Genomic DNA, 22,732 nt, shown 5'->3' on the forward strand with positions numbered 1-22,732 from the left:
AAGATGATCATGAGGGACAAGATCATCAATATTCAGGTAAAGTTCCGTTTCAAATTGGTCTTCTGTTTCTTTAAGCATTATATACAATAACAAAAACCCCATGTATTTGCAATTACATGGGGTTTGTCAACAAGCTGAGGGAGCTTCGGCTCCCTTTTTTTATATCCCAATATAGACTGCTTCGTCGCGGATGCTCTTCGCAGAGACAACAAAGTAAAACGAAATAAACTGATGGTCAGACGCAAGCATTACAAGGATGTTTAACAGAGATGGCGGCGAGCATACACGAAGTATGTGAGGACGATTTTATTGAGGACAACCGAAATGCGACGGTTACGGGAAGCAGGATGCTCCGCGTATCACCGTCAATCCCTTGAGAGGACAACACCGCGCGACGTAAAGGATATCCCCTGTTGTGTCTTCGCACCTATCATAACGGATTCAATTACAGGATCGGTAACATCGGCGGATGATTTCCAGCGTACGATGAAACTTGCACCGGAGCCGCCTGCTGTGTCTGACTCTTTAACGACGAAGCGGACGGATGAGAGCGGATTCAGATTTACAGCCTTAGGGATGTATCTTGAGATTAGTTTTCCGTTGGAGCCGTAATAGTCGGCAGACATGATGGTCATGCGGTTTTTCATATCTGTGTTACGAATACTTATCGTCACCGCCAGCAGAAATGGTTTCTCCTGGTCTCCTGTGTATATGTGCGAATAGACGGGCACATATACAACTGCGCCTTTATATGCGTATGCGGTCGCAGAGAACAGTACCGCGGACAGAATCAGTAAAATCGTTTTTCTCATGATCCACCTCAGAATATATAATAAGCGCAGATAATCTTTTTTTAAATACAAAAAATCATATGCGACAGGGCAATTGCGGTGTACATATTTTTAGTTATTTTTCATACAGATATATATTTAAAATGTTGAAAACATGAATTAATCATGCTACAAAAAATACTTAAAGAGTCTTATTAACTTCAATTACTAAACAAACTTTTATTTCAAAAAAAATAATTTAAAGATATAATTATAATAATGCTGAAGGAGAGCCTCATGCTGAAATCTGTAAAAACAAAAATACTTCTGCTGGTCATGATTCCGCTTCTTGCTGTAACCTGCATCATCCTTTTCACTGTTTACAGAGACGTTAAAAACACAACCGAAGAACAAATTTCACTGGAACGCGAAAAGCTGATGAACAGCAAAAAAGAGGAATTAAAAAACAACGTGGACATAGCACTGACCGCTATGAACCCGCTTGTTAACCACAAAGAACTCACTCCTGAGCAATCACAGATGATGGCAAAGGCTATCCTTGAAAGCATACGTTTTGCAGGCGACGGCTACATATTCACATACACTTTCGACGGTACGGCACTGACTGTGGGTCCCAACAAGGCTATTGTCGGAAAGAACCTGATGGATTCAAAAGATGCCAACGGAGTATATTTTATCAAGGAAATGCTGGATAAGGCGAAAAGTGACGGAGGCGGCTATGTTGAATATATATGGCTGAAACCATCCGCCGGAAAAGACGTTCCGAAACTAAGCTATGCAACGAAGATTGACGCATGGAACTGGATGATCGGTACCGGCGTATACATAGACGACATTGACGCTGCTGTTGCCAAACTTGAAGCCGAAGCCCAGACACGTATCAGAACCATGCTTCTCAGTATTTTCGGCATCTCCTCCGTAGCGCTGGTAATTACTGTCGTCATTGCAATGCTGATGACCGGAAAAATGACAAAAGGGATCCAGACAGCGGCAGACGTTCTGCGCGAGATAGCATCCGGTGAAGGAGATCTTACGAAACAACTCCCTGTAACATCCGACGATGAGGTGGGTCAGCTCTCGAAATATTTCAACCAGTTCATAAACAAGCTGCGGGACATAGTCACTACCGTTCAGGAGAACGCACAGTCCGTAGCATCAGGCAGCACGGAACTTGCCGCGGCAACGGAAGAACTTTCCATGACAATGAGCGATCAGGCGGCACAGGTCACAGGCGTTGCCTCCGCAACTGAGGAGATGAGCGCGTCTTCATCACTTATCAACGATAATCTCGACACCACACTTAAAGTTGCTAACGAAACTGCCAATAACACCAACGAAGGCAGCAAAATGCTCAATAAGGCTGTAAACGAGATACAGCAGATAAAGAACAAGGTGGACGAACTGGGAACCACCATCAGAAACCTTGCTGACTCATCGCAGGAGATAAACGCCATTCTCAACGTTATAAGCGATATTGCAGACCAGACAAACCTGCTGGCTCTTAACGCAGCCATAGAAGCGGCAAGAGCGGGGGAACACGGGCGAGGATTCGCCGTTGTAGCCGACGAAGTCCGTAAACTGGCGGAGCGCACACAGAGCGCCACAGGCGAGATAAGCAGTATCATAGGCAACCTGCAGAAAGAATCGAACAGAGCCTCCGACGACATGGGGCTTGCGCTTGTGCAGGTTGATTCCGGCGTTAAGACCATGCTCACAACAGCAACCTTCTTCGATAAGATAGTCTCTTCCGTCGACGAAATGAGCAATATGAACAACATGATTGAAACGTCCATCAAAGAACAGGTTCAGGCAATTGAGAATATCAACGACAACGCTCAGACCATTTCAACGGGCATTGAGCAGAGCACACACGCGCTGGCAGAGATAAGCAGAACTGTTTCCGACCTGGAAAAGCAGTCGGAAAACCTCATGGTGCTTATGGGGCAGTTTAAGGTATAGAAAATCATCACTGCAAATTAAAAAAGGCGCATCCTTTCGGGTGCGCCTTTTCTGTTTATATGAGTGTTCTGTTACTCTTTGTCAAAAGCTATGAAGTTGCTTCTGCCGGATGCGTATATCTGCAATACGACAACACTTCCCTTGGGTATCTTGTTATATTTGGCAACAAACTCCGCTGTTGTTCTCACCTGTTCGCGGTTGATGGTGAGGATTATCATGCCGGGTCTGACACCCGCCTCGTATGCGTTGTTCTTTTCGTCAACGTTAAGAACCTTGACGCCGTATTTGAGGTTCAGTTTTGCCATTTCGCCTCTGTTCAGCGGCGCAACGGAGATTGTCGCTCCGGGGGTGCCCGCTGGCGCGTCCTCATCGTCCTGACCCTTTCTGACACCCAGCTTAACAGGTATTTTCAGCTCTTTTCTGTCGCGCAGGATATCAAGAGTAACGGTCTGACCGGGGCTGTATGAACCTATGAGCGTCACAAGGTCTTTGGAGTCGGAAACCTGCTGACCGTTGACCTTCAGGATAACGTCTCCTGCTTTAACGCCTGCTTTGTCTGCCGGATCATCCTTTGTAACATCAGCAACAAGAGCACCTTTGGCATCTTTCATGCCGAAGCCTTTGGCGAGTTTATCGTCCACTGCCTGAATTGAAACACCAAGCCAGCCTCTCTTGACAGAGCCTTGTTTCAATTTGGGCAGGAGTTCTTTCAGCATGTTCACCGGAACTGCAAATCCGAGCCCCTGACCGGAGGGGATGATAGCCGTATTGATGGCAACAACCTGTCCGTCCATATTTATCAGGGGTCCGCCGGAGTTTCCGGGGTTAATGGATGCGTCGGTCTGCATAAAGTTGTCATAAGGGCTGCTGCCCAGCTCTCTTCCTTTGGCGCTGATTATACCCGCTGTGACAGTCCACTCAAGTCCGAGCGGGTTGCCGATGGCTATAACCCAGTCGCCGATCTCCGCCTTGTTGGAATCACCAAGAGGCAGAGAAGAGAGCTTCACATTGCCTGGTTCGATTTTTATCAGCGCAAGGTCTGTAAGAGGATCTCTGCCGACAACCTTAGCGGGGAATTTATGTTCATCGTTGAGCTTAACGATTATCTCGCTTGCGCCTTCGATAACGTGGTTATTCGTAACTATGAGACCGTTGCTCTCAATGATGAAACCGGAGCCAAGGGAGCTTGTTTTATACTCTCTGGGCGTATTGGGAAGCATACCGCCGAAGTCGTCGCCGAAGAAACGTCTGAAAACGTCGTCGTTGATGGGCGGATGTGCAGATCTTTTCATAACTTTTGTAGTGGAGATGTTCACCACTGCGTCTTTGGTAGACTTATAGACCCCTGAAAACGATTCGGGAGTGCCCGCGGCGAACGCTGTCACCGTTGAAATAATAAACAAGGTCAGGATCAGGAATTTTTTCATACTTATTCCTCCAGTTTTGAGTAGTTTTCAATCATTGTCTGCATGGCGCTGTAGGGAATCGTTCCGACAACCGTAAAGAGGTCGTCGCCCTGTTTTTTGCGCATTACATAGTTTCCGTACACAATTTTTTTACTTGCGGAAACTTCGCCTGAAACTCTCTTTCTGAATATTGAAAATCTGTTTATGCCGTCGGAAAGCATTATGTGCGACGTACCGTCTTTCAGCATTCTTTTGCCAACGACGCAGAACCCGATGTAACAGTGATTTGTCTTCTCGTGTTCGCCCTCCGCTGTAACCGGTTTTGCGGAAGAGTTCTCCGGCTCAAGAATAGTGAACGAGTACACCAGTTTTCCAGACGGATCGTACACGTCTTTGTGAACTACCTCGTTTGTGGAATCTACCATCAGCATATGTCTGAACCTGTCTGCGTTCTTGGGTTTCAGATCGTACTGCAGAACGTCCCTGCCCGCAAAGCGCATCGATACCGGCTGGGCTATATCGTAATATGCCCTGTCTATGTCGGTTATCTTAAACTGCTGGTTACGCATCTTTGATGCAAGATAGTTCAGAGTGGTGTTGTCCAGCCCAGCTTTTCCGCCCATAAAAGCGGTATAGGTGCTGTTGTCCACTGCCACTTTAAAATAAACCTGTTCGGCGGCGTAGATTTCGAAGGAAAGTATCAGGATACCGAAAAACAGGAAAAATCTGATCATTTCTTATAATTTACAGTGGCGAGTGTCCCGTTGAAGTCCGCGACACCTGCGCCCACGTGCTCAATAACGTATTCTTCCAGCTTTTCATTGCCCGCAACCTGAGTTTCTTCGGTACCCATGGTCATGATAGCCGCAAAAGCCAGAACAAAAAGAGCCGCAACAGCCGCCGCAAAAACAGAGAATTTTTTATAGAACGAGCCTTTCTTTTTAACAGGCTTTGCAGCTTTGGGCGCTATCATAGCCATAATGTTTTTGGAAAGGTCAATTTCCGCAGTTTTTTCATATGAAAGTTTCACCATATCTTTAAGGCGCAGTTCGTTTGTAAGCTCCGCGCGGCATGAAGGGCAAGCTGCGACGTGTCTTTCAACCGCCTGTCTCTCAAGAGAGGACGCCTCTTCGTCTATGTATGATGAAATCAGTTTATGAAATTTGGTACATTCCATCTGCCAACCCCTGATTGATGAGTCTGTCTTTTATAATCTGTCTGGCGTTGAACAGCCTGCTGCGGACAGTTCCCAGCGGTATGTTCATCATCTCGGCAATTTCTTCGTAGCTCATGTCCTCCACCTCGCGGAGAACAATGACAACACGGAGTTTGTCGGGGAGTGAGTCCACATAGTTTCTCACATATCTGTGGAGCTCTTCCTTCAGAGTGAGTTCTTCCGGACTTTCGCCGCTTCCGATGTTTTCGAAGAAACTTGTTTCGTCGTCCTCGGTCTCAACATCCATAACCCTTTTCTCTTTTTCGAAATGATTAAGGGCGATATTGAGTGCGATACGTTTCAGCCACGGATAGAATTGCTCTCTGTTTTTCAGAGAATCAAGTTTCATAAAGCCCTTCATAAAGGCTTCCTGAACAATGTCCTCTGCCAGCTCTCTGTTTTTCACCACGTTCATCGAAGTGGCGAAAAGTTTCGACTGATACTTGAGTATCAGCATTTCAAACGCCTGTGAATCGCCATCCAGCACTTTTTCGATAATTGCCGTATCTTTCACGTTTCCTCCGAATCTTATGGTTATAAGACTGACCAACAATCTATAAGTTCAAACAAAAATATACAACTTTGCATTTAATTTTTAAAGACTAATTTCCCTTTTCCATAAAACACACACAACATTTTCATACAAAAAAATCCAGCGACGGCATCTTTTTTATGCGCCCTATTTTATGCGCAAGGCTGAAATAGGTGAGCAATCCCTTAATATGGTTCTCGGAAAGGTCGTAGTTGATTATCTCCCAGTAATCGATAATCTGGTACGAGGTCAGCCCTTTCATCTGGTAATGGTCAATAAGAGATGCAAGATTACCCTTGCTGTCCTTTTTGATACGGGCAAGGAGCTTTACGAAATCCTCGGTCTCTTTGCGGTTTGCATCCGCAGTGTCCTTGCGGATTATCCACAGGGCAAAAACGAACGGAAGACCGGTGAACTCTTTCCAGAGTTTGCCGAGGTCGTAAATATATTTGGACGTGTCGTTATAGTATCCGAAAAGCGCCGTATCGCCTATATAAACCTTTGCGGGCGCTTCCTTATTCTCTTTGGTGAATTCAGGGATTATGCCGTAGCGCTCCCGCATGAGTATCTCAAAAAGAACAACTGAGGTTCCCGATTCTGATGTAAGATACACCTGCTTTCCTCCAAGCTCCTCAATTGGAACATCCGAGAACAGCAGAACACTCTTAACCTCATCGATGCTGCTTATTGAGATATCGGGAATTATGTAGTAATTCTCAGGGTTTCTGCCGTATTCTATGCAGCTGCACGGCGAAAGGTCTATGACGCCTTCGCGGATTGCGGTGTTAAGGTATGACGGCACGCCCTTTATGAGCTTAAAACCTTTCTCTTTTTCAAGGTGATGGAAAATAGGATATACGTTCGCGTAGTCAATCTGACCGATCCTAAGCATAGGTTTCCCCCGTTTCAGGTCCCATCCAGTGTGCATCCAGCCCATCGAAATCCCTTCTGCGCAGAATATCGTAGCCCACCAGCGCCACAGCGTTTGAGAGGTTAAGGCTGCGCACCCTCCCCGTTGTGGGGATGCGGTACAGGTGCTCCGCATATCTCTCCTGCACGAAATCAGGCAGACCGCTGGTCTCCCGCCCGAAAATAATCATAAGGTTCGGGTCTTCGTGGGGTATTTCAGTGTAGTTCTTCGTTCCGAATTTTGAAAGAAAGGCGTATGGATACTTTCCGATGGGATATTTTTCAAAAAAATTATCAAGCGTGTCGATGGTCTCAAGTTTCACATTCTTCCAGTAGTCAAGCCCTGCACGCTTTACATATTTATCGTCAAGGCTGAATCCCAGCTTTCCTGCAAGGATCAGCCTGCTGTCCGTCGCCACGCTGAAACGTCCGATATTCCCTGTATTCTGGGGAATTTCGGGTTCGAAAAGGACTATATTCAGCCCTGTGAATTTATCAGTCGTAGGGAATCTCCACTTTTTCGCATCCGCCCCAGATAGACTCAAGATTGTAATATTGTCTCTCGTCCCTGCACATCAAATGCACCATAACCTCGCCGAAATCAAGGCATATCCAGCGCGAGCGTCCCTGTCCCTCAACTGCGAAAGGACGGATGCTCTTCTCTTTCATCTTCTCCAGAACGTATTCCGCAATGGCGTTGACGTGCGGCTCGGAAGTCGCCGTGCCGATAACTATATAGTCCGAAATACTGCTCTTCGGCGCTATGTAGTAACATGCAACGTTCTCGGTCTTGCGATCGATCATCTCTTTCAGAATATCGTCCAGCAGAGCTGTTCTTGTCATTCTTTTCCCCTGTATAATCTGTTTTCGGCGATATATTCATAAACACCTTCAGGCAGATTTGCCCTCCGGTAGCTCTCTTCAAGGATACTGCGTATCTCCGTACTTGATATATCAACCTCCGGCATTCTGTATAATATTATTTTGCCGGATTTCTCGTCTTTATATTCATCCGCATCCACAACTCTGTCAAGAAGCGTCTGCGGAATAGTCTTCAAAAGGTCTTCAAAACTCATCGTGGATCTGCTGACCACGATGAAATTAACATAGTCGAAAAGCGCCCTGTATTCGTACCAGCTCCCTATAGAGGCGAAAATATCCGTTCCGCATGCAAAAAATATAGCGTCTTCTGGATATTCGCGTCTGAAATGCCGGAGAGTTTTAAGGGTAAAGGAGACCCCCTCCTCGTGTATCTCGAAATCGGAAACAATAAACCGTTCCCCAAGTCCCGCTGCAACAAGCTGAACCATTCTCAGACGCAGCTCAGGAGCTATCACACCTTCGGTTTTATGGGGCGGCACCTTCGACGGTACGAAGATCATCCTGTCCAGCGCAAAGCTGTCGGTGACGTTTTCCGCGAGAGCAAGATGTCCGACGTGTATGGGGTTAAACGTACCCCCGAAAAGCCCTATCCTCACTACTTTATCTGTCCGCTTCCGTAGATGCGGTATTTAGTGGTGGTAAGGTCATCGGCGCCCATAGGTCCGCGGCAGTGGAGCTTCTGTGTGCTGATTCCTATCTCCGCACCAAGCCCGAATTCTCCTCCGTCCGTCCATCTTGTAGAGGCATTCACATAAACAGCGGCGGCATCCACCATGTCAAGGAACCTTTCGCTGTTGGTATAGTTTTCGGTCACAATACTTTCGGAGTGCTGTGAACCGTATTTATTTATGTGGTTAACCGCATCGTCCAGACCATCCACAACCTTTATGGAAAGGATGTAATCCAGATACTCGGTCTTCCAGTCCTCTTCCGTTGCGGAAACACACTTGATTATCTTCTGCGTCCTTTCGCATCCGCGCAGCTCAACATTGTATTCCGCGTATGCCTTTTCAAGCAGCGGCAGAATCTTCGAAGCGATATTCTGATGTATCAGAAGAGTTTCCATTGCATTGCAAACACCTACCCGCTGACATTTCGCATTAACTGCGATGCTGACAGCCATGTCAGTGTCAGCCCATTCGTCGATGAAGACGTGGCAGATACCCGCATCATGCTTAACCAGCGGGATAAGACTGTGTTCCGTGCAGAACTTTATCAGGCTGTCGCCCCCTCTGGGAACCATGATGTCTATATAGTCCTTCGCCTTGAGCATTTCCATGACCACGGCGCGGTCTGTGTCCTCAATAATGTTGACGGCAGCTTCAGGAAGTCCTGTCTCTTTGAGAGCGTCCTTCATGAGCCTGCCGAGGCATTTGTTCGAGTTTATCGCCTCTTTTCCGCCGCGCAGCACCGAAACATTGCCCGATTTAAGGCAGAGTGCGGCGGCGTCTATGGTAACGTTAGGGCGTGATTCAAATATTATGCCCACAACACCGAGCGGCACCTTCACTTTTGTTATATAAAGCCCGTTGGGTCGTCTGTAGCCTTCCACAACCTTGCCAACCGGGTCTGTCTGAGCCTTTATCTCGTTAACGGCAGTTATCATCGCATCGATACGCTTGTCGTCGAGAATCAGCCTGTCTATCATCGCCTGTGAAAGTCCCGCTGATTTTGCGTATTCAATATCCTTTACGTTCTCCGCCTTGATAAGCTCACGGCTGCTGTCCAGCTTTAAGGCGACCGCCGCCAGTGCTTTATCCTTAATATCTGAGCGCTTGCTCATAAGTTCATATGAGGCATCTTTAGCGGCTTTCAGCATATTCTCAAGCATAATCAGTCTCCGATGATGTTGATGACGACAAGGTCATCGCGGTGGATTATCTCGTCAGTAAACTTATAACCCAAAATATCAAATATGTCAGATGTTTTTTTACCTTTTATCCTGTTAAGGTCAAGGCTGTTGTATCTGACCTTCCCGCGGGCTATCTCTTTTCCGTCCTCATCGCAGACGGAAACCACGTCGCCCATCTCGAAATCCCCCTCAACGGAAACGACTCCGCCGGGAAGCAGTGACTTCTTTTTATGAATAAGGGCGTTCACAGCCCCATTGTCAAGTTTCAATATACCTGTGGCGCCTGCCGCATAGGCTATCCAGTGGTGACGGCGTGAGAGAGCGTCCTCTGTGTGGCTGAAATATGTACCGATGTCTCCACCATGAAGGAAATCCAGCATTGCGCCGGGTTTGCGCCCGTTTATGATGCCCACGCAGCAGCCTGCGTCAAGGGCTTTTGAAGCGGCAGTGAGCTTGGATTTCATACCGCCCGTACCGACTCCGGAAACGGAACTGCCCGCGAGGCTGAAAAGCTCTTCGTTGATATATTTCACTTCGCCGATACGCTTTGCATCTGGGTTGTTTGTGGGGTCGCTGTCGTAAAGTCCGTCAACGTCGGACATTATAAGCAGCATATCCGCACCGATAAGTCCGCCCACAAGAGCGGAAAGATTATCGTTGTCGCTGAAATTCTCAATATATTTAAGTTCCTCGATAACAACCGAGTCGTTCTCATTTATAATAGGCACAACGCCCATCTCAAGCAGCCTGCGGATGGTATATCTGGCGTTGAGATAACGTCGGCGGTTCGCGAAATCATCTTTTGTGATAAGTATCTGCGCCGGGATTACATTGTACTTTTCAAATTCCTTGTCGTAATACCATATAAGCCTTGCCTGCCCCACGGCGGCGCACGCCTGCCTGTCTATGATGTCTGTGGGACGGCTTTCAAAGCCCAGAATCTTAAATCCCGCGCCGACAGCACCGGAAGAAACTATTACAATGTTTTTGATCTGTTTTTTTATCTCGCATATCTGGCTGACAAAAGAGGAGAGAAATTCGAGATTTACCCCTTTGTCCTTTTGTGTGAGGATGTTGCTTCCGACCTTTACAACAAGTGTGTTTATACGGGGTAAGTTTCTCATTTCAGTGAGCTGTCTCTATATACAGGCTGACCTGTCAGGATTTATTTGTAAGATAGATGAAGGGAGATGAGACTGCTTAGGGACAAGCCCTCGCAGAGACAGCCATACGTCTTCGCGAGGAGCGCAGCGACGCGGCGATCTCACATTCTCAAGCCGTTTTCTTCTGTCTCTAAAACTTAAAAAAAATGGCAGGGGTAGCAGGACTCGAACCCACAATACACTGGACCAAAACCAGATGCCTTACCAATTTGGCTATACCCCTGCAAAGCAGAGCGGAATTATTCCGTAAAACCCTGTGGATGTCAAGAACTTTTTTGAGATTTTTTTTAAGACCCGTTACCTCCGGCAAAAAGCATAAATTTCTTGCAAATAAGACGCTCCGAGGATATATTTATACAAATAGCATCTTATTAATATTATTCTCAAAGGAGACAAAATGAAAGTCACCAGAGCCAGCGACTACGCCATAAGAGCGCTAATTCATATGGCGCACAAGCCCACCGGAACAACGTTCATGCGCTCCGAGCTAGCAACAGAATGCGACATACCCGACAGCTTTCTCGGCAAAATTCTTCAAAATCTTGCAAAATCTGAAATACTCTCTTCTGAACGCGGCAAAAAAGGCGGGTTCAAAATATCAAAAGACATCGCGCAAATCACAGTATACGACATTATCACCGCTATCGAAGGCGAACTCAGCCTTAACAAGTGCATTTTCGACGATGACTTCTGTAATCTCGTACACTCCTGTACAGCACATATCATGTGGACAGAGATTCAGGACAGTCTCATCAAAATGCTTAAAAGTTATACACTTGCAGGATTGGCTGAAAAATACTGAAAACCAACAAGCTAAAAGTCTGTATCCAGCAGGGGTTTCGAACCTGAAAACAGAACGTCTAATTTTTAAACCCTTGCCTCCGCATAACATTGGTTGATTTTGATATTAGACATTTTATTATAAACATCAATGCCTTATCAATTCATCAATCACTTAGAGAAATTTACGACGTCGCATAAAACAGACTTTACAAAGTTTTTAGTTGCATATAACATTACTCATTAAAAACAAAGAGCCGGAGGAAATATGAGTCTCAAGGACATCGAGAAAGCGCTTTCTCGTGAGCCGCTGTTAAGCCAAAATGCCATCACAGTTCTGGAAAAACGTTACCTGAAAAGGGATAACAACGGAAAACCGGCTGAAAAACCAATAGACATGTTCAGAAGAGTCGCTCTCAATATTGCAGAAGCCGACAAACTCTATGACAAAAATGCAGACCTTCTTGCCTCCGCAAAAGAATTTTACGACCAGATGGTCACTCTTAAATTCCTGCCCAACTCCCCGACCCTTATGAACGCCGGACGCGAGCTTCAACAGCTTGCCGCCTGTTTCGTTCTGCCGGTGGAAGACTCTCTGGAAGGAATTTTCGAAGCCGTTAAAAATACAGCTCTCATCCATAAATCAGGCGGCGGAACCGGATTCTCCTTCTCGCGCCTTCGTCCGAAAGACGACGTTGTAAAAACCACAAGGGGAGTGTCCAGCGGTCCCGTATCCTTTATGACCGTTTTTGACGCGGCAACCGAAACAATCAAACAGGGCGGAACCCGCAGAGGCGCAAACATGGGCATCCTGCGCGTAGACCACCCCGACGTTATGGACTTCATATACGCAAAAGAGGACAAGACAAAGCTCACAAACTTTAACCTGTCCGTGGGCATTACAGAAAAATTCATGCAGGCTGTCATAAACGACACCGAGTATGACCTTATAAACCCCAAAACAAAAGCACTCGCAGGCAAACTAAAAGCCAAAGAGGTTTTTGATAAGATGGTTCAGCTCGCATGGGAAGGCGGCGACCCCGGTATCGTTTATCTGGACAGGATAAACGCCGAGAACCCCACACCCAAAGAGGGCGAAATGGAGAGCACAAACCCCTGCGGCGAACAGCCTCTTCTGCCCTATGAATCATGCAACCTTGGCTCCATAAACCTCGGCAAATTCGTTAAAGACGGAAAAATAGACTGGGAAGACCTTGAAAAGACAATCGCCGTTGCCGTGCATTTCCTCGACAACGTAATAGATATGAATAAATACCCCATCCCGGAAATCGACAGACAGACCAAACGCAACCGCAAGATAGGTCTGGGTCTCATGGGCTGGGCGGACATGCTGGCGCTGATGTGCATACCTTATAACTCTGACGAGGCAACCAGACTTGCGGAAGAGGTTATGAAGTTCATTCGCGACACAGGACGTGTGAAATCTGCCGAACTCGCAGTTATCAGAGGCGATTTCCCCACCTTCAAAGACAGCATTTACCCTGACAAAGGTTTCAAAAATATGCGTAACGCAACTATAACTACAGTTGCACCCACAGGAACCATCTCCATCATCGCCGGATGCTCCAGCGGTATCGAACCTTTCTTCGCAATCGCCTTCTACAGACAGGTAATGGACAACAACAAACTTGTTGAGGTCAGCCCCGTATTCAAGGATGTAGCAAAAAAGGAGGGATTCCTTACAGACGAACTTCTTGAGCAGGTTGCCGAAACCGGTTCTCTGCACGGTGTGGATTCAGTGCCTGATAAGTGGCAGGATGCGTTTGTTACAGCCCACGACATAACCCCTTTCTGGCACACGAAAATGCAGGCTGCATTCCAGAAATACACCGATAACGCCGTCAGCAAAACAGTCAACTTCCCCAATGAAGCAACTGTTGACGATGTACGCAAAACGTATCTGCTCTCATACAACCTCGGATGTAAGGGAACAACAATATACAGAGACGGAAGCCGCACAGGTCAGGTTCTCAACGTCGGGACAAAAGACAAAGAGGCAAAAGAGGAAACCGTTTCACAGGAACCCTGTGTGTTCGCACCAAAACCCAGACCTAAAGTTCTGGTCGGGCGAACTGTTGAAATGATGACAGGCTGCGGAAAGCTCTATGTCACCATCAATCAGGACGAAACAGGCAAACCTTTCGAAGTGTTCACCAGCATGGGCAAAGCGGGCGGATGCGCCCAGAGCCAGTGCGAGGCAATCGGTCGCCTTATCTCCATAAACCTCAGAAGCGGCGGCGAACTTGACCGCGTTATAAAACAGCTCAAAGGAATCAGCTGCCACATGAGATACGGTTTCGGACCAAACACAGTACTCAGCTGTTCCGATGCAGTTGGAAAAGCTCTTGAGCAGGCGATACGTGACAATACAGAAATAAAAGTCAGCGGCAAACAGGACGACAGCATCACTGTTGACAAGCTCCTTGAAAAGGCAGAGAAGGCCGAACAGGACGGAATCAAAGTGAAAAACGGCGCTTGCCCCGACTGCGGCGGTCCCGTTGAGCATGTGGAAGGCTGCGATATCTGTTACTCTTGCGGATATTCCCACTGTTCGTAATCACGTTATCCCCACAAAATTTCCATTTATAAACAAAGCCTCCGTATGCTAAGATACGGAGGCTTAATTTTTTCGGGGAGACGATGGAGAACGCAAAGGCGGACATACTCATATCCGCATACGGATCTGCACATTTCGAACAATGCCTTAGATCAGCGCTTAATCAGCGTATGGCTTCTTCTGTGATAGTCTGTGACAATTCCGGCAGCGACACGGTACACGAAACCGTGCTGAAATATGCCTGCGAAAAACTCTTCTACTTCAAACCGGAAAAGATACTTAGCCGCCACGCCTCGTGCGTACGCCTGCTGGATATGTCAAGTGCCCCATGGGTGCGCTTTCTGGAGGATTGCGAAATCCTCTCCGAAAACTCTCTGGAAAAACGTATAGAACAGTCTGACACCTTCGGCGGCATCTCCATGACCTTCTCTTCTTTTGTAACCATAACTCCGGACGGTAAAAAAGAGCGCACAAGCTACAACATGCCGGAATACATCAAAGGCACCGACTATCTTTTCAACGTCTTTGCGGAAGTCCCTTTTCTTCGTTTCACCAACATACTGATAAGAAGGGATATTGTAATGTCGGCACTGTTTCAGGGACTGCCTGAGAAACCTGACTGTTTTGCATCCGCAGCCGTGATACTTGCAATGGCGGAGGGCAACCTTGTCTATACGGCGGAGAGCCTTGTTCAAAGATATGAAACATCCTCAGAGGAAACATTGGACATTGAGTCTATGCTTGATGAAACCGAGTGTATAATAGATGTTATGAACTATGTTGAATCGGCAACAGGCGAGAAAAAAAGAGCGGCAAAACTCCGCAGGGAGCTGCTTTCATGTATATTTCGCCGCAATCTGCTCCTGCTTCTGGAAAAAAATCATTATGCCGATGCAAGGGAATATGTTTCCGAATCATTGCAGAACGACGGTACATCGGTGACAAGCGGTCTGCTCCACCTGTCCGTTATATCTCATATACTCACCGCAATAATGCGAAGTCTTCGTATATACCGTAAAGGTTAGAAAAGTATCTTTCCCACGAATAGTTAACAGCGGTTATAGCAGAGCTTGCCCCTATGAGCGCCCTTGTGTGGGCATCGTTAAGAAGCGCAGTCGTCATCTCCGCCAAAGAGGATGCGTCAGAGCGTTCCATAATATATTTCCGCTCGTCCCCGCGCAGAACCTCTGAAAAACCTGTCATCTTTGAAGTTATCACAGGAACGCCACATGCCGCCGCCTCAAGAAGAGTCATTCCGAACTCTTCGATATGGGCGGGATGCAGCAGGATATCTATTGTTTTATAATAGTTTGCAATATCATCAACTGCGCCGACGGCTATCACCTGAATTTCAGGGTTAACCTCGTTTATGCGCCGTTTATAGTCTTCTATCTTGTCGTCTTTTCCTATAAGCAGGAGAGAAACGTATTTTGAAAGCTCTCTGTCCAGCATCCCCATAGCGTCTATAAGGACATCAACACCCCTTTTTAAGAGGTTTCCGGACGAGATGAATCCCAAAGCATATTTTCTTTCTATTCCGTGCCTTTCGCGGATGAGAACGGACGAACTTTTAACATCCGCAGTGTTGAATATATCCTTGTCATACCCCGGATAAAGCACGCGGACACGGCTTTTTTCCAGATTATATTTTTCAGTGAAATAGTCGCGCATCATTATGGAGTTGCAGATCAATACCTTAAACTTCTGCTCTGTGAGGATACGATCGTGTATCTGAAAAATGGGCGATTCTCGGAAGCCTTCGCCGCCCTTTATTATCCGGTGTTCAGCCTCAAGCATGTTGTGCATGAAAAGAACGTCCTGAAAAACAGTATCGCCGTTGCCGATGGCAAGTCCTACGCCGTTTTTGCGGCAGAACTTTTCATACCCCTCGGCATATCCGCGCCTGCGTCTCTCTTTGCCCGGCAGAAGGGAAAAAAAGGTCTTAACGCTTATCCCGCTGCCGATAGCCTCTCTGTTGCATCTGGCGCAATAAAGGTAAATCTCATGCCCGGCTTCGCCGAAAATACGCATCTGCTCGGCTATAATGCGCGAAGCACCGTTGCGTCCCAGAATCTTTCTTTGTGCAAAAGCTATCCTCAAGCCGTCCCCCATAATCTATACTGTTCATAATCTAACATAAAATTATTTTACACAAAACATCTTTTACCACTAAACATTGATAAAAATGAACCGATACATTAGTATATAAAAACAGAGGTGCATGATGAAACCTTCGATGGAATTCATGAGTAATGTTTGTTCCGTTCTGGGGCACATTAACAAGAATATTGAAGAAACCAAGATAGCCCTGTTGCTTGAAAAAAAACTTGAGCCGACAGGCGAAACATATAATCTTGTGCTGAAGGGTCAGAACGAGGCGGATGTTTTCACCCTTGCCAGCGACCTTACGGACGAGCAGCTTAAATGGTATGTTTTCGGTCTCGGCGACGGAATGGGACTTAAACCCGAAAAACTTGAAATCGCCTGATGTTCCCGTAAACAACCGACCTTTTTCTCTTCATCTTTTTCAATTCATCTGATATTCTCCTCTTCATCGGAGGCGGAATGAGATTTCTTTTAATACAGCTTTACCAGACCGGAGACGTAGTGCTCACTACACATATCCCCAGAGAACTGAAAAAATATCATCCCGACGCGGAGATAGATTTTCTCACGTTTAAAGCGAACAGCTCTGTTGTTGAGAACAATCCCCACATAGACCGCATTCTCACCACAGAGCGCAAGGGCGGCATAAAAGAGACGGCTCGTATCATCGCAGAAGTGCGTAAAAACAGATACGACGCTGTGCTGGACTTCCACAACAACCCGCGGACGGCCTACATATCTTTTCTGAGCGGCGCTAAATATAAAGTCTGCTACGGAAACTCGCCCCGAAAATTTTTCTATAACACACCCTGCAAAATGTACGACGGCTGCCCCGGAGTGATAAAACTTTCGCTGACGGCGCCCTTTATAAAGGATTTTGACCCTGCGAACCTGAACGCAAAGCCGGAGGTTTTTCCTTCTGCCGGTGCGAGTGCCCGTGCAGATGAAATACTGAAATCGTTCGGCATAAAAGGTTCCGACTTTCTCGTAACCCTCTCCCCCACCCACAAAAGAGATACGAGACGCTGGAAGTTCGAACACTTTATGGACACAGCAGAATATCTGGTTAAACAGTACGGCGCGAAAGTCCTTCTGACCTACGGTCCCGGTGAAAAAGAATACATAACCGACAGGACAGACACGCTGACGGAGAATATCTTTCTCATGCCGCAGACGAGCCTTTCAGAGTTCATAGCTGTACTCGGCAAAGCAAAGCTCCACATAGGCAACGATTCAGCACCGCACCACATAGCAACGGCGCAGAACGTACCGACCTTCATCGTGATAGGCTCAACATCACCCCATTGGGTTTTTCCCTCACCGCAGCACACCTACGCAAACGCAGGACTCGATTGCCAGCCGTGCCTGAAGAGCACCTGCCGCATTTCGCCGGACATACCCTGTATGTCGCAGTTCGGTTTTAAAGATATTAAAGAGAAACTGGATGATTTTATACGGAAACAAATAAGCCGGTCATAAGAACCGGCTTTTTTTATATCTACATCATACTTCCGTCACTGCGCATATGCGTATCGCGAAGGAAACTGAAACGAACATCCCGTCCGTAAGCGTTGTTTATCTTTGCAACAAGGGGCTTTACAGTCTCTTTGAAAGCCGCCCTCTGCGCCCTTGGCAGTCTGAGGTTGGGCGATGTAAACGTCAGCGGATTAAGGAATTTACCGCCCTGCTTTATGCGGTAGTCAAGGTGCGGTCCCGAAGATATACCTGTGGAGCCGACATAGCCTATCACGTCACCCTGTGATATTCTGGAACCTTTTCTTATTTTTGCGAACTTTGAAAGGTGCAGATAAAGTGTCTCATAGCCGTTCAGGTGGCGTATTTTAACGTAATTGCCGTTGAACTGGTTGTATTCCCTGTTCAGCACAACACCGTCCGCGGTGGCGAGTATGGGAGTGCCGACGGGTGCGGCATAGTCAACGCCATGGTGGGGAAGGTATTTGTTAAGAACCGGATGAAGTCTTTTTCCTGTGTATGTTGATGAAATCCTTGTGAATTTAAGGGGTGCTTTAAGGAAGCCTTTTTTAAGTGATTTGCCGTCTGCGTCGTAATATCCTTTAACGCCGTTGTATTCATAGTACAGCGCGCGGAGGAATCTGCCCTGATTCACGAAATCGGCGGCAAGGATTTTGCCGTAGCCGATAAACCTGTCCTTGGCAAATTTTTTCTCCACAAGAACCGAAAAGGTGTCACCCTTGCGCAGGGCATGGAAAAAATCTATCTCCCACTCATATATGTCAGCCAGCATAAAAGCCAGTTCTATCCCCTCGCCTGCCTTGACCATGGCGTCGGTGAGACTGGATTCCACAACACCGTGAGCAATAGCAGTAACAGTATGAACAGGGTGATTAGTTACCTTAATATCAAAATCGTCATTCAGCAGTTTAACGGAAATATCTGTAAGATTATCCGGTGAAAGGGTTACAGATGCCGGGCTTATTTTGACGACGGTGCCGATGCGCAGTGTAAAATCCGGCACAAGCCTCTTTATCTCTTTTTCAAGATTAAGAATGGTTGCGGCGGACAATCTGTCGGAAAATATTGTGAAAAGGCTTTCGCCTGTCTGAATTTTATGTATTTTATCTGAAGCGTTTGCCGAAAAGACAGTAAAAACGAATAGCGCCGAAACCAGTAAGACCCTACGCAGAGACATTCTTCCTCCTTTTTCTGTGCCAGATGACATACAAAATAACAATAACAGTTAAGACACATAATGTAATTATAGTAATCGGATGTAAATTTGATTTGATTAGCTCAATATTATTTCCGACGAAATATCCGAGGATGGCAAGGATAACAACCCATATTCCTGCACCGAGTGAGGTGAAAAATATAAATTTGGGCATACTCATGCGGGCAAGTCCCGCAGGGAAGGAGATATATTGTCTGACAGCAGGGATGAGACGACCGACGAAGGTGGTTATCTCCCCGTGCACTTTGAAATAGCTCTCCATCTTGTCCAGCCTCTCTACGGGCATAAAAAGATATCTGCCGTATTTGACCAGAAGCGCTCTGCCCATAAACACTGCAAGGTAATAATTCACCAGCGCGCCGATGATAGAACCTGTGATACCGCTTAAAACAACGAGATAAATATTCATTTTGCCCTGTGCAGCGAGATATCCGGCGGGCGGAACAACCACTTCGCTGGGGAATGGGACAAATGAACTTTCAAGAGTCATCATAATAACTATTCCGGCATAACCCATGTCATGAACGGCATTCAGTACAAACTGTACAAAAGAATCAATCATTACCCATATCCTCAATCATTTCCTTTGCCTGTGCAACGGCGGACGGGGTATCGTTCCCCGCTATCATCTGCGCCAGCACGGCAAGTCTTTTATTCCCGTCTATCTCGTTTATCTCTGTTTTTGCAAGTCCTGTGTCCGCCGCCTTTGTGATGTGCAGATGTTTTCTGCCGGCACAGGCGACAACGGGCAGGTGGGTGATAACTATCACCTGTCTTGCATTCGCCACCTTTTTCAGCTTAACGGCGACCTGTTTTGCCGTTTTCCCGCTGATTCCGGTGTCGATTTCGTCAAAAACCAGAGTCTGCACCCTGTCTTTTTCGGCGAAAACCTCTTTCATAGCAAGCATGACGCGTGAAATCTCACCGCCGGAAGCCACTTTCTGTATTGGTCCCGGTTCAAAGCCTTTGTTGGTGCTGATGTGAAACTCCGCTTTCAGCCCTGCGGAAGCATCCATATCCTCCGTATTTTCAAATACCACTTTAAAGACAGAGTTTTTCAATTCAAGTTCATTTAAATTTTCAACTATGGAATTTTCAATGAAGTCTGCTGCTTTCCGCCTTGCGTCGTTGAGAACTTTCGCTTTTTTGTGCAGTTCTGCGCCTAGGGTTCCAAGCTCCTTTTCCAGTTTGTTCAGACTGTCCTCGGAAAAACCCATTTCGTTCAGCCTGCCGCGCACCTTATCCGCAAATGCGTACACGTCCGAAAGCTCCGGTCCGTATTTTTTCATGAGGTTCTGGAGCTTGTATTTTCTGTCCACAAGCCTGTCCAACTCGTCAGGATCAGCCTCTGCGGCATCGGCAACGGATTCGACGTTCGCCATGATGTCGTTGAGCAGATATGTCAGCTCGGACAACTGATCAGCCGCCTTACTGATTGTATCACTGTATTTTGATATACCGCTCAAAGCGGAAGCGGCGGAGGTTATAAGTTCGTATGCGTTAACTTCGCCGTCGCGGAGAAGTTGCAGAGATTTCGATGAATTATCAAGAATTTTCGTAAGATTGGTCAGGACGTTTATCCTGTCTTCAATCTTTGAATCCTCTTCAGGGTTTATCTTCAGTTCGTCAATCTCGCCAAGCTGAAACTCAAGCATATCCTTTTCGCGAAGGAAGAGCTGTCTGTCAGATTTTATCTTCGCAATGCGGGAAACAAGCTCCCTGTATCTGCCGAAACATTCGGCATAGGCGTCTTTCGGTTCCTGCGGCACAAGGCTGTCTATGAAGCCCATGTGGGTTGCACTGTCTAAAAGCTGCTGGTGCTCATGCTGACCGTGAATGTCGCAGAAAGACGCAGTAAGCTCGCGCAGTTGTTCAACCGTCGCCATGCGCCCGTTGATGAATATCCTGTTCTTGCCCGTCTTGTCTATCTCGCGGCGGATGATGATTCCGTCTTCGGTCTCAAACTGTTCAGCAAGTTCCTTAGGCACGTCTGTTGCGCCGAGAAATTCAGCCTCGACGGTTATCTTCTTTTCCGGGTCGCGGAAGAGCGTCCTGCTGAACCGCGAACCAAGAACGAGGCTCAATGCGCCTATAAATACCGATTTACCCGCTCCGGTCTCACCTGTTATGATATTCAGCCCGTCTGTGAACTCAACCGAAACAGCTTCTATCACGGAAAGGTTCTCAACCCTCAGCATACTCAGCACTGTACACCGCCCCAGCCGAGCTTTTCGCGTATCAGCGCGTAATAGTTCTTGTCTTTCGGCACGATAAGCTGCGTATATGTGCTCGCTTTCTTCACTGTGATGGTCTTCTCCGTGTCAAGCTGGCGGTATATCTGCCCGTCATATGTGATTGATACCCGCTCGTTGCCCGTTTTTATGCGTATCTCAACTTCGCTGTCGTCGGAAATGACTATAGGTCTGTTGGAAAGCCCCTGCGGGCATATTGGGGTTATTATCATTGATTCAAGACTGGGATGGACGATGGGACCGCCCGCTGCAAGGCTGTATGCGGTTGAACCTGTCGGTGTCGCAACGATAAGTCCGTCCGCTCTGTATTCGTTCACCAATACTTTGTTGATGTATAATGACATTTCGATGATTCGCGCAACGTCTGATTTGTTTATCACAAGATCGTTCAGCACGTCGATTTCGAGAACTTTTTCGTCATCTTCAAGAAGATGGGAATGGAGCTTCATCCGTCTTTCCAGCCTGTAATCGCCGTCCAGAACTGATTTCAGTGAATGGATGGCATCCGAAGCCCTTGTCTCCGTGAGAAAACCAAGCCTGCCAAGGTTTATCCCAAGGATAGGAGTCTCTTTCATACCAAGTATGCGTACGGCGGAAATCAGAGTTCCGTCGCCGCCAAGGACAATGACAAGATCGGATTTATCTTTTATCTCATTGTCGGTATTATATTCTTTCTCGCCCAGCACCTCTGCCGTGCGTTTCTCTTTCAAAATGGTAACGCCGTGCTCTGTCAGAAATGTAATCATTTCCTCAAGAAGCGGGCGCACACGGTCACCGTGGGGTTTGGCGACTATAGCAATGGTTTTCATACACCACCCTGTTGACGATGCGTTCGGTATCCGTTTCGGCTAATTGAACATTGTACCGAAAATACACGAGATATTCAATATTTCCTTTGGCGCCTTTTATTGGGGATGTGCACAGCCCGAAAAGACCGAATCCGTTCTCAGCGCCCCATGTAATTACCTGCCTTATCACTCTTTCGTGGACAGACCTGTCAAAGACTATCCCACCCCTGCCCACCTCGTTCTTTTCCGCTTCAAACTGGGGTTTGATGAGAAAAACTGCCTGCGAATCATCTTTGCAGAACTGCACACATGCGGGGATTATCTTTGAAAGGGAGATGAAAGACACGTCACAGACAAAGACGTCCGCCTTTGTGTTTACGGTTTCATATGGAATTGTTCTGAAATTTACCGCATCAAGAACAGTGACACGTTCGTCACGCGCCAGACGCGGATCCAACTGTCCTTTACCGGTATCCACAGCAAAGACCTTCGCCGCACCAGCTTTAAGGACAACATCGGTGAAACCTCCTGTGGAGGCACCAATATCTATTACAGTCCTACCCTGAAAATCTATCTGAAATTCGTCCGCCGCCTTCTCAAGTTTCAGTCCGCCGCGGCTGGCAAATTTGTTATGTGCTTTAAGCCTTATAACGCTGTCCGCAGAAAAAAGCTGCCCCGGCTTGTCCACCCTGTGATCATCCGCCACGACAAGACCCGCCATGACATATCTTACCGCCTCTTCCGTGTTCTCCGCCAGTTCAAGCTGAACCAGAAGTATATCGATACGTTCCTTTTTTTGCTTCTGCAT

At 47.0% G+C, this 22,732-nt stretch carries 23 protein-coding genes and 1 tRNA gene; 6 read left to right on the forward strand and 18 right to left on the reverse strand.

The genetic code is table 11. The features are described 5' to 3' along the window. Positions 1-365 precede the first annotated feature (365 nt). A complete protein-coding gene (locus tag Q7P67_RS05260) occupies positions 366-812 on the reverse strand; it encodes a DUF3124 domain-containing protein (protein ID WP_303850872.1) in 447 nt (148 codons plus the stop codon). 255 nt (positions 813-1,067) lie between these two features. Here Q7P67_RS05260 and Q7P67_RS05265 point away from each other — a divergent pair, with 255 nt between their 5' ends. Beyond that, positions 1,068-2,750, forward strand: coding sequence for a methyl-accepting chemotaxis protein (locus tag Q7P67_RS05265; RefSeq protein WP_303850873.1), 1,683 nt, complete (start codon positions 1,068-1,070; stop codon positions 2,748-2,750). A gap of 71 nt (positions 2,751-2,821) precedes the next feature. Here the strand turns inward: Q7P67_RS05265 and Q7P67_RS05270 are convergent, their stop codons facing one another. The 11 genes from Q7P67_RS05270 to Q7P67_RS05320 all read right to left on the reverse strand — a co-directional run bounded on the left by Q7P67_RS05270 (position 2,822) and on the right by Q7P67_RS05320 (position 10,933). Next, positions 2,822-4,177, reverse strand: coding sequence for a Do family serine endopeptidase (locus Q7P67_RS05270; protein WP_303850874.1), 1,356 nt, complete (start codon positions 4,175-4,177; stop codon positions 2,822-2,824). 2 nt (positions 4,178-4,179) lie between these two features. After that, the gene (locus Q7P67_RS05275; RefSeq protein WP_303850875.1) at positions 4,180-4,890 is read right to left on the reverse strand and encodes a MucB/RseB C-terminal domain-containing protein; all 711 of its coding nucleotides are present in this window, start codon (positions 4,888-4,890) and stop codon (positions 4,180-4,182) included. Next, positions 4,887-5,333 (reverse strand): anti-sigma factor, encoded by a 447-nt coding sequence (locus tag Q7P67_RS05280; protein WP_303850876.1) that lies wholly within the window; start codon positions 5,331-5,333, stop codon positions 4,887-4,889. The genes Q7P67_RS05275 and Q7P67_RS05280 overlap by 4 nt, the downstream gene beginning before the upstream one ends. Next, entirely contained in the window at positions 5,311-5,886 is a 576-nt protein-coding gene (locus Q7P67_RS05285) for a sigma-70 family RNA polymerase sigma factor (RefSeq protein WP_303850877.1), read from the reverse strand. The genes Q7P67_RS05280 and Q7P67_RS05285 overlap by 23 nt, the downstream gene beginning before the upstream one ends. Before the next feature lie 124 nt (positions 5,887-6,010). Continuing rightward, positions 6,011-6,796: a menaquinone biosynthetic enzyme MqnA/MqnD family protein gene (locus Q7P67_RS05290; RefSeq protein ID WP_303850878.1), complete on the reverse strand. Its 786-nt coding sequence runs from the start codon at positions 6,794-6,796 to the stop codon at positions 6,011-6,013. Beyond that, positions 6,789-7,295: a tRNA (cytidine(34)-2'-O)-methyltransferase gene (locus Q7P67_RS05295; RefSeq protein ID WP_369696003.1), complete on the reverse strand. Its 507-nt coding sequence runs from the start codon at positions 7,293-7,295 to the stop codon at positions 6,789-6,791. Before Q7P67_RS05295 ends, Q7P67_RS05290 begins: the two co-directional genes overlap by 8 nt. A 13-nt stretch (positions 7,296-7,308) precedes the next feature. After that, a complete protein-coding gene (gene rsfS, locus Q7P67_RS05300) occupies positions 7,309-7,656 on the reverse strand; it encodes a ribosome silencing factor (protein WP_303850880.1) in 348 nt (115 codons plus the stop codon). Next, the gene (gene nadD / locus Q7P67_RS05305) at positions 7,653-8,291 is read right to left on the reverse strand and encodes a nicotinate-nucleotide adenylyltransferase (RefSeq protein WP_303850881.1); all 639 of its coding nucleotides are present in this window, start codon (positions 8,289-8,291) and stop codon (positions 7,653-7,655) included. The genes rsfS and nadD overlap by 4 nt, the downstream gene beginning before the upstream one ends. Beyond that, the gene (locus tag Q7P67_RS05310; RefSeq protein ID WP_303850882.1) at positions 8,291-9,526 is read right to left on the reverse strand and encodes a glutamate-5-semialdehyde dehydrogenase; all 1,236 of its coding nucleotides are present in this window, start codon (positions 9,524-9,526) and stop codon (positions 8,291-8,293) included. Before Q7P67_RS05310 ends, nadD begins: the two co-directional genes overlap by 1 nt. Before the next feature lie 2 nt (positions 9,527-9,528). Further along, a complete protein-coding gene (gene proB / locus Q7P67_RS05315; protein WP_303850883.1) occupies positions 9,529-10,671 on the reverse strand; it encodes a glutamate 5-kinase in 1,143 nt (380 codons plus the stop codon). Between the two features lie 186 nt (positions 10,672-10,857). Further along, positions 10,858-10,933 (reverse strand) — tRNA-Gln (locus Q7P67_RS05320). Positions 10,934-11,107: 174 nt separating this feature from the next. On the opposite strand from Q7P67_RS05320, the gene Q7P67_RS05325 reads away from it, so the two are divergent. From Q7P67_RS05325 to Q7P67_RS05335, 3 genes are all read left to right on the forward strand, one after another. Then, complete coding sequence (locus Q7P67_RS05325; RefSeq protein WP_303850884.1) at positions 11,108-11,512, forward strand: Rrf2 family transcriptional regulator; 405 nt, start codon at positions 11,108-11,110, stop codon at positions 11,510-11,512. Positions 11,513-11,758: 246 nt separating this feature from the next. After that, positions 11,759-14,068, forward strand: coding sequence for a vitamin B12-dependent ribonucleotide reductase (locus Q7P67_RS05330; protein ID WP_303850885.1), 2,310 nt, complete (start codon positions 11,759-11,761; stop codon positions 14,066-14,068). 83 nt (positions 14,069-14,151) lie between these two features. Continuing rightward, positions 14,152-15,093 (forward strand): glycosyltransferase family A protein, encoded by a 942-nt coding sequence (locus Q7P67_RS05335; RefSeq protein WP_303850886.1) that lies wholly within the window; start codon positions 14,152-14,154, stop codon positions 15,091-15,093. Here the strand turns inward: Q7P67_RS05335 and Q7P67_RS05340 are convergent. Then, positions 15,050-16,168, reverse strand: coding sequence for a glycosyltransferase family 4 protein (locus tag Q7P67_RS05340; protein WP_303850887.1), 1,119 nt, complete (start codon positions 16,166-16,168; stop codon positions 15,050-15,052). The two genes, Q7P67_RS05335 and Q7P67_RS05340, sit on opposite strands and share 44 nt — an antisense overlap. 121 nt (positions 16,169-16,289) lie before the next feature. Between Q7P67_RS05340 and Q7P67_RS05345 the strand changes: the two genes are divergently transcribed. Both Q7P67_RS05345 and Q7P67_RS05350 read left to right on the forward strand, forming a co-directional pair. Next, positions 16,290-16,556: a hypothetical protein gene (locus tag Q7P67_RS05345; RefSeq protein ID WP_303850888.1), complete on the forward strand. Its 267-nt coding sequence runs from the start codon at positions 16,290-16,292 to the stop codon at positions 16,554-16,556. 77 nt (positions 16,557-16,633) lie between these two features. Further along, positions 16,634-17,653: a glycosyltransferase family 9 protein gene (locus tag Q7P67_RS05350; RefSeq protein WP_303850889.1), complete on the forward strand. Its 1,020-nt coding sequence runs from the start codon at positions 16,634-16,636 to the stop codon at positions 17,651-17,653. Between the two features lie 19 nt (positions 17,654-17,672). Here Q7P67_RS05350 and Q7P67_RS05355 read toward each other — a convergent pair whose 3' ends face one another. From Q7P67_RS05355 to Q7P67_RS05375, 5 genes are read right to left on the reverse strand one after another with little or no spacing between them, the layout of a single operon-like run. Then, entirely contained in the window at positions 17,673-18,845 is a 1,173-nt protein-coding gene (locus tag Q7P67_RS05355) for a peptidoglycan DD-metalloendopeptidase family protein (protein ID WP_303850890.1), read from the reverse strand. Beyond that, positions 18,832-19,446 (reverse strand): DedA family protein, encoded by a 615-nt coding sequence (locus Q7P67_RS05360; protein ID WP_303850891.1) that lies wholly within the window; start codon positions 19,444-19,446, stop codon positions 18,832-18,834. Before Q7P67_RS05360 ends, Q7P67_RS05355 begins: the two co-directional genes overlap by 14 nt. Further along, on the reverse strand, positions 19,439-21,082 hold the full coding sequence (gene recN / locus Q7P67_RS05365; RefSeq protein ID WP_303851134.1) for a DNA repair protein RecN: 1,644 nt from the start codon (positions 21,080-21,082) through the stop codon (positions 19,439-19,441). Before recN ends, Q7P67_RS05360 begins: the two co-directional genes overlap by 8 nt. Before the next feature lie 2 nt (positions 21,083-21,084). Beyond that, on the reverse strand, positions 21,085-21,945 hold the full coding sequence (locus Q7P67_RS05370) for an NAD(+)/NADH kinase (RefSeq protein WP_303850892.1): 861 nt from the start codon (positions 21,943-21,945) through the stop codon (positions 21,085-21,087). After that, positions 21,908-22,732 carry a TlyA family RNA methyltransferase gene (locus Q7P67_RS05375; protein ID WP_303850893.1) on the reverse strand — a complete coding sequence of 275 codons (825 nt, stop codon included), beginning with the start codon at positions 22,730-22,732 and terminating at the stop codon, positions 21,908-21,910. Before Q7P67_RS05375 ends, Q7P67_RS05370 begins: the two co-directional genes overlap by 38 nt.

It is taken from the genome of Seleniivibrio woodruffii, from assembly GCF_029267515.1.
Lineage (GTDB): Bacteria > Chrysiogenota > Deferribacteres > Deferribacterales > Geovibrionaceae > Seleniivibrio > Seleniivibrio woodruffii_A.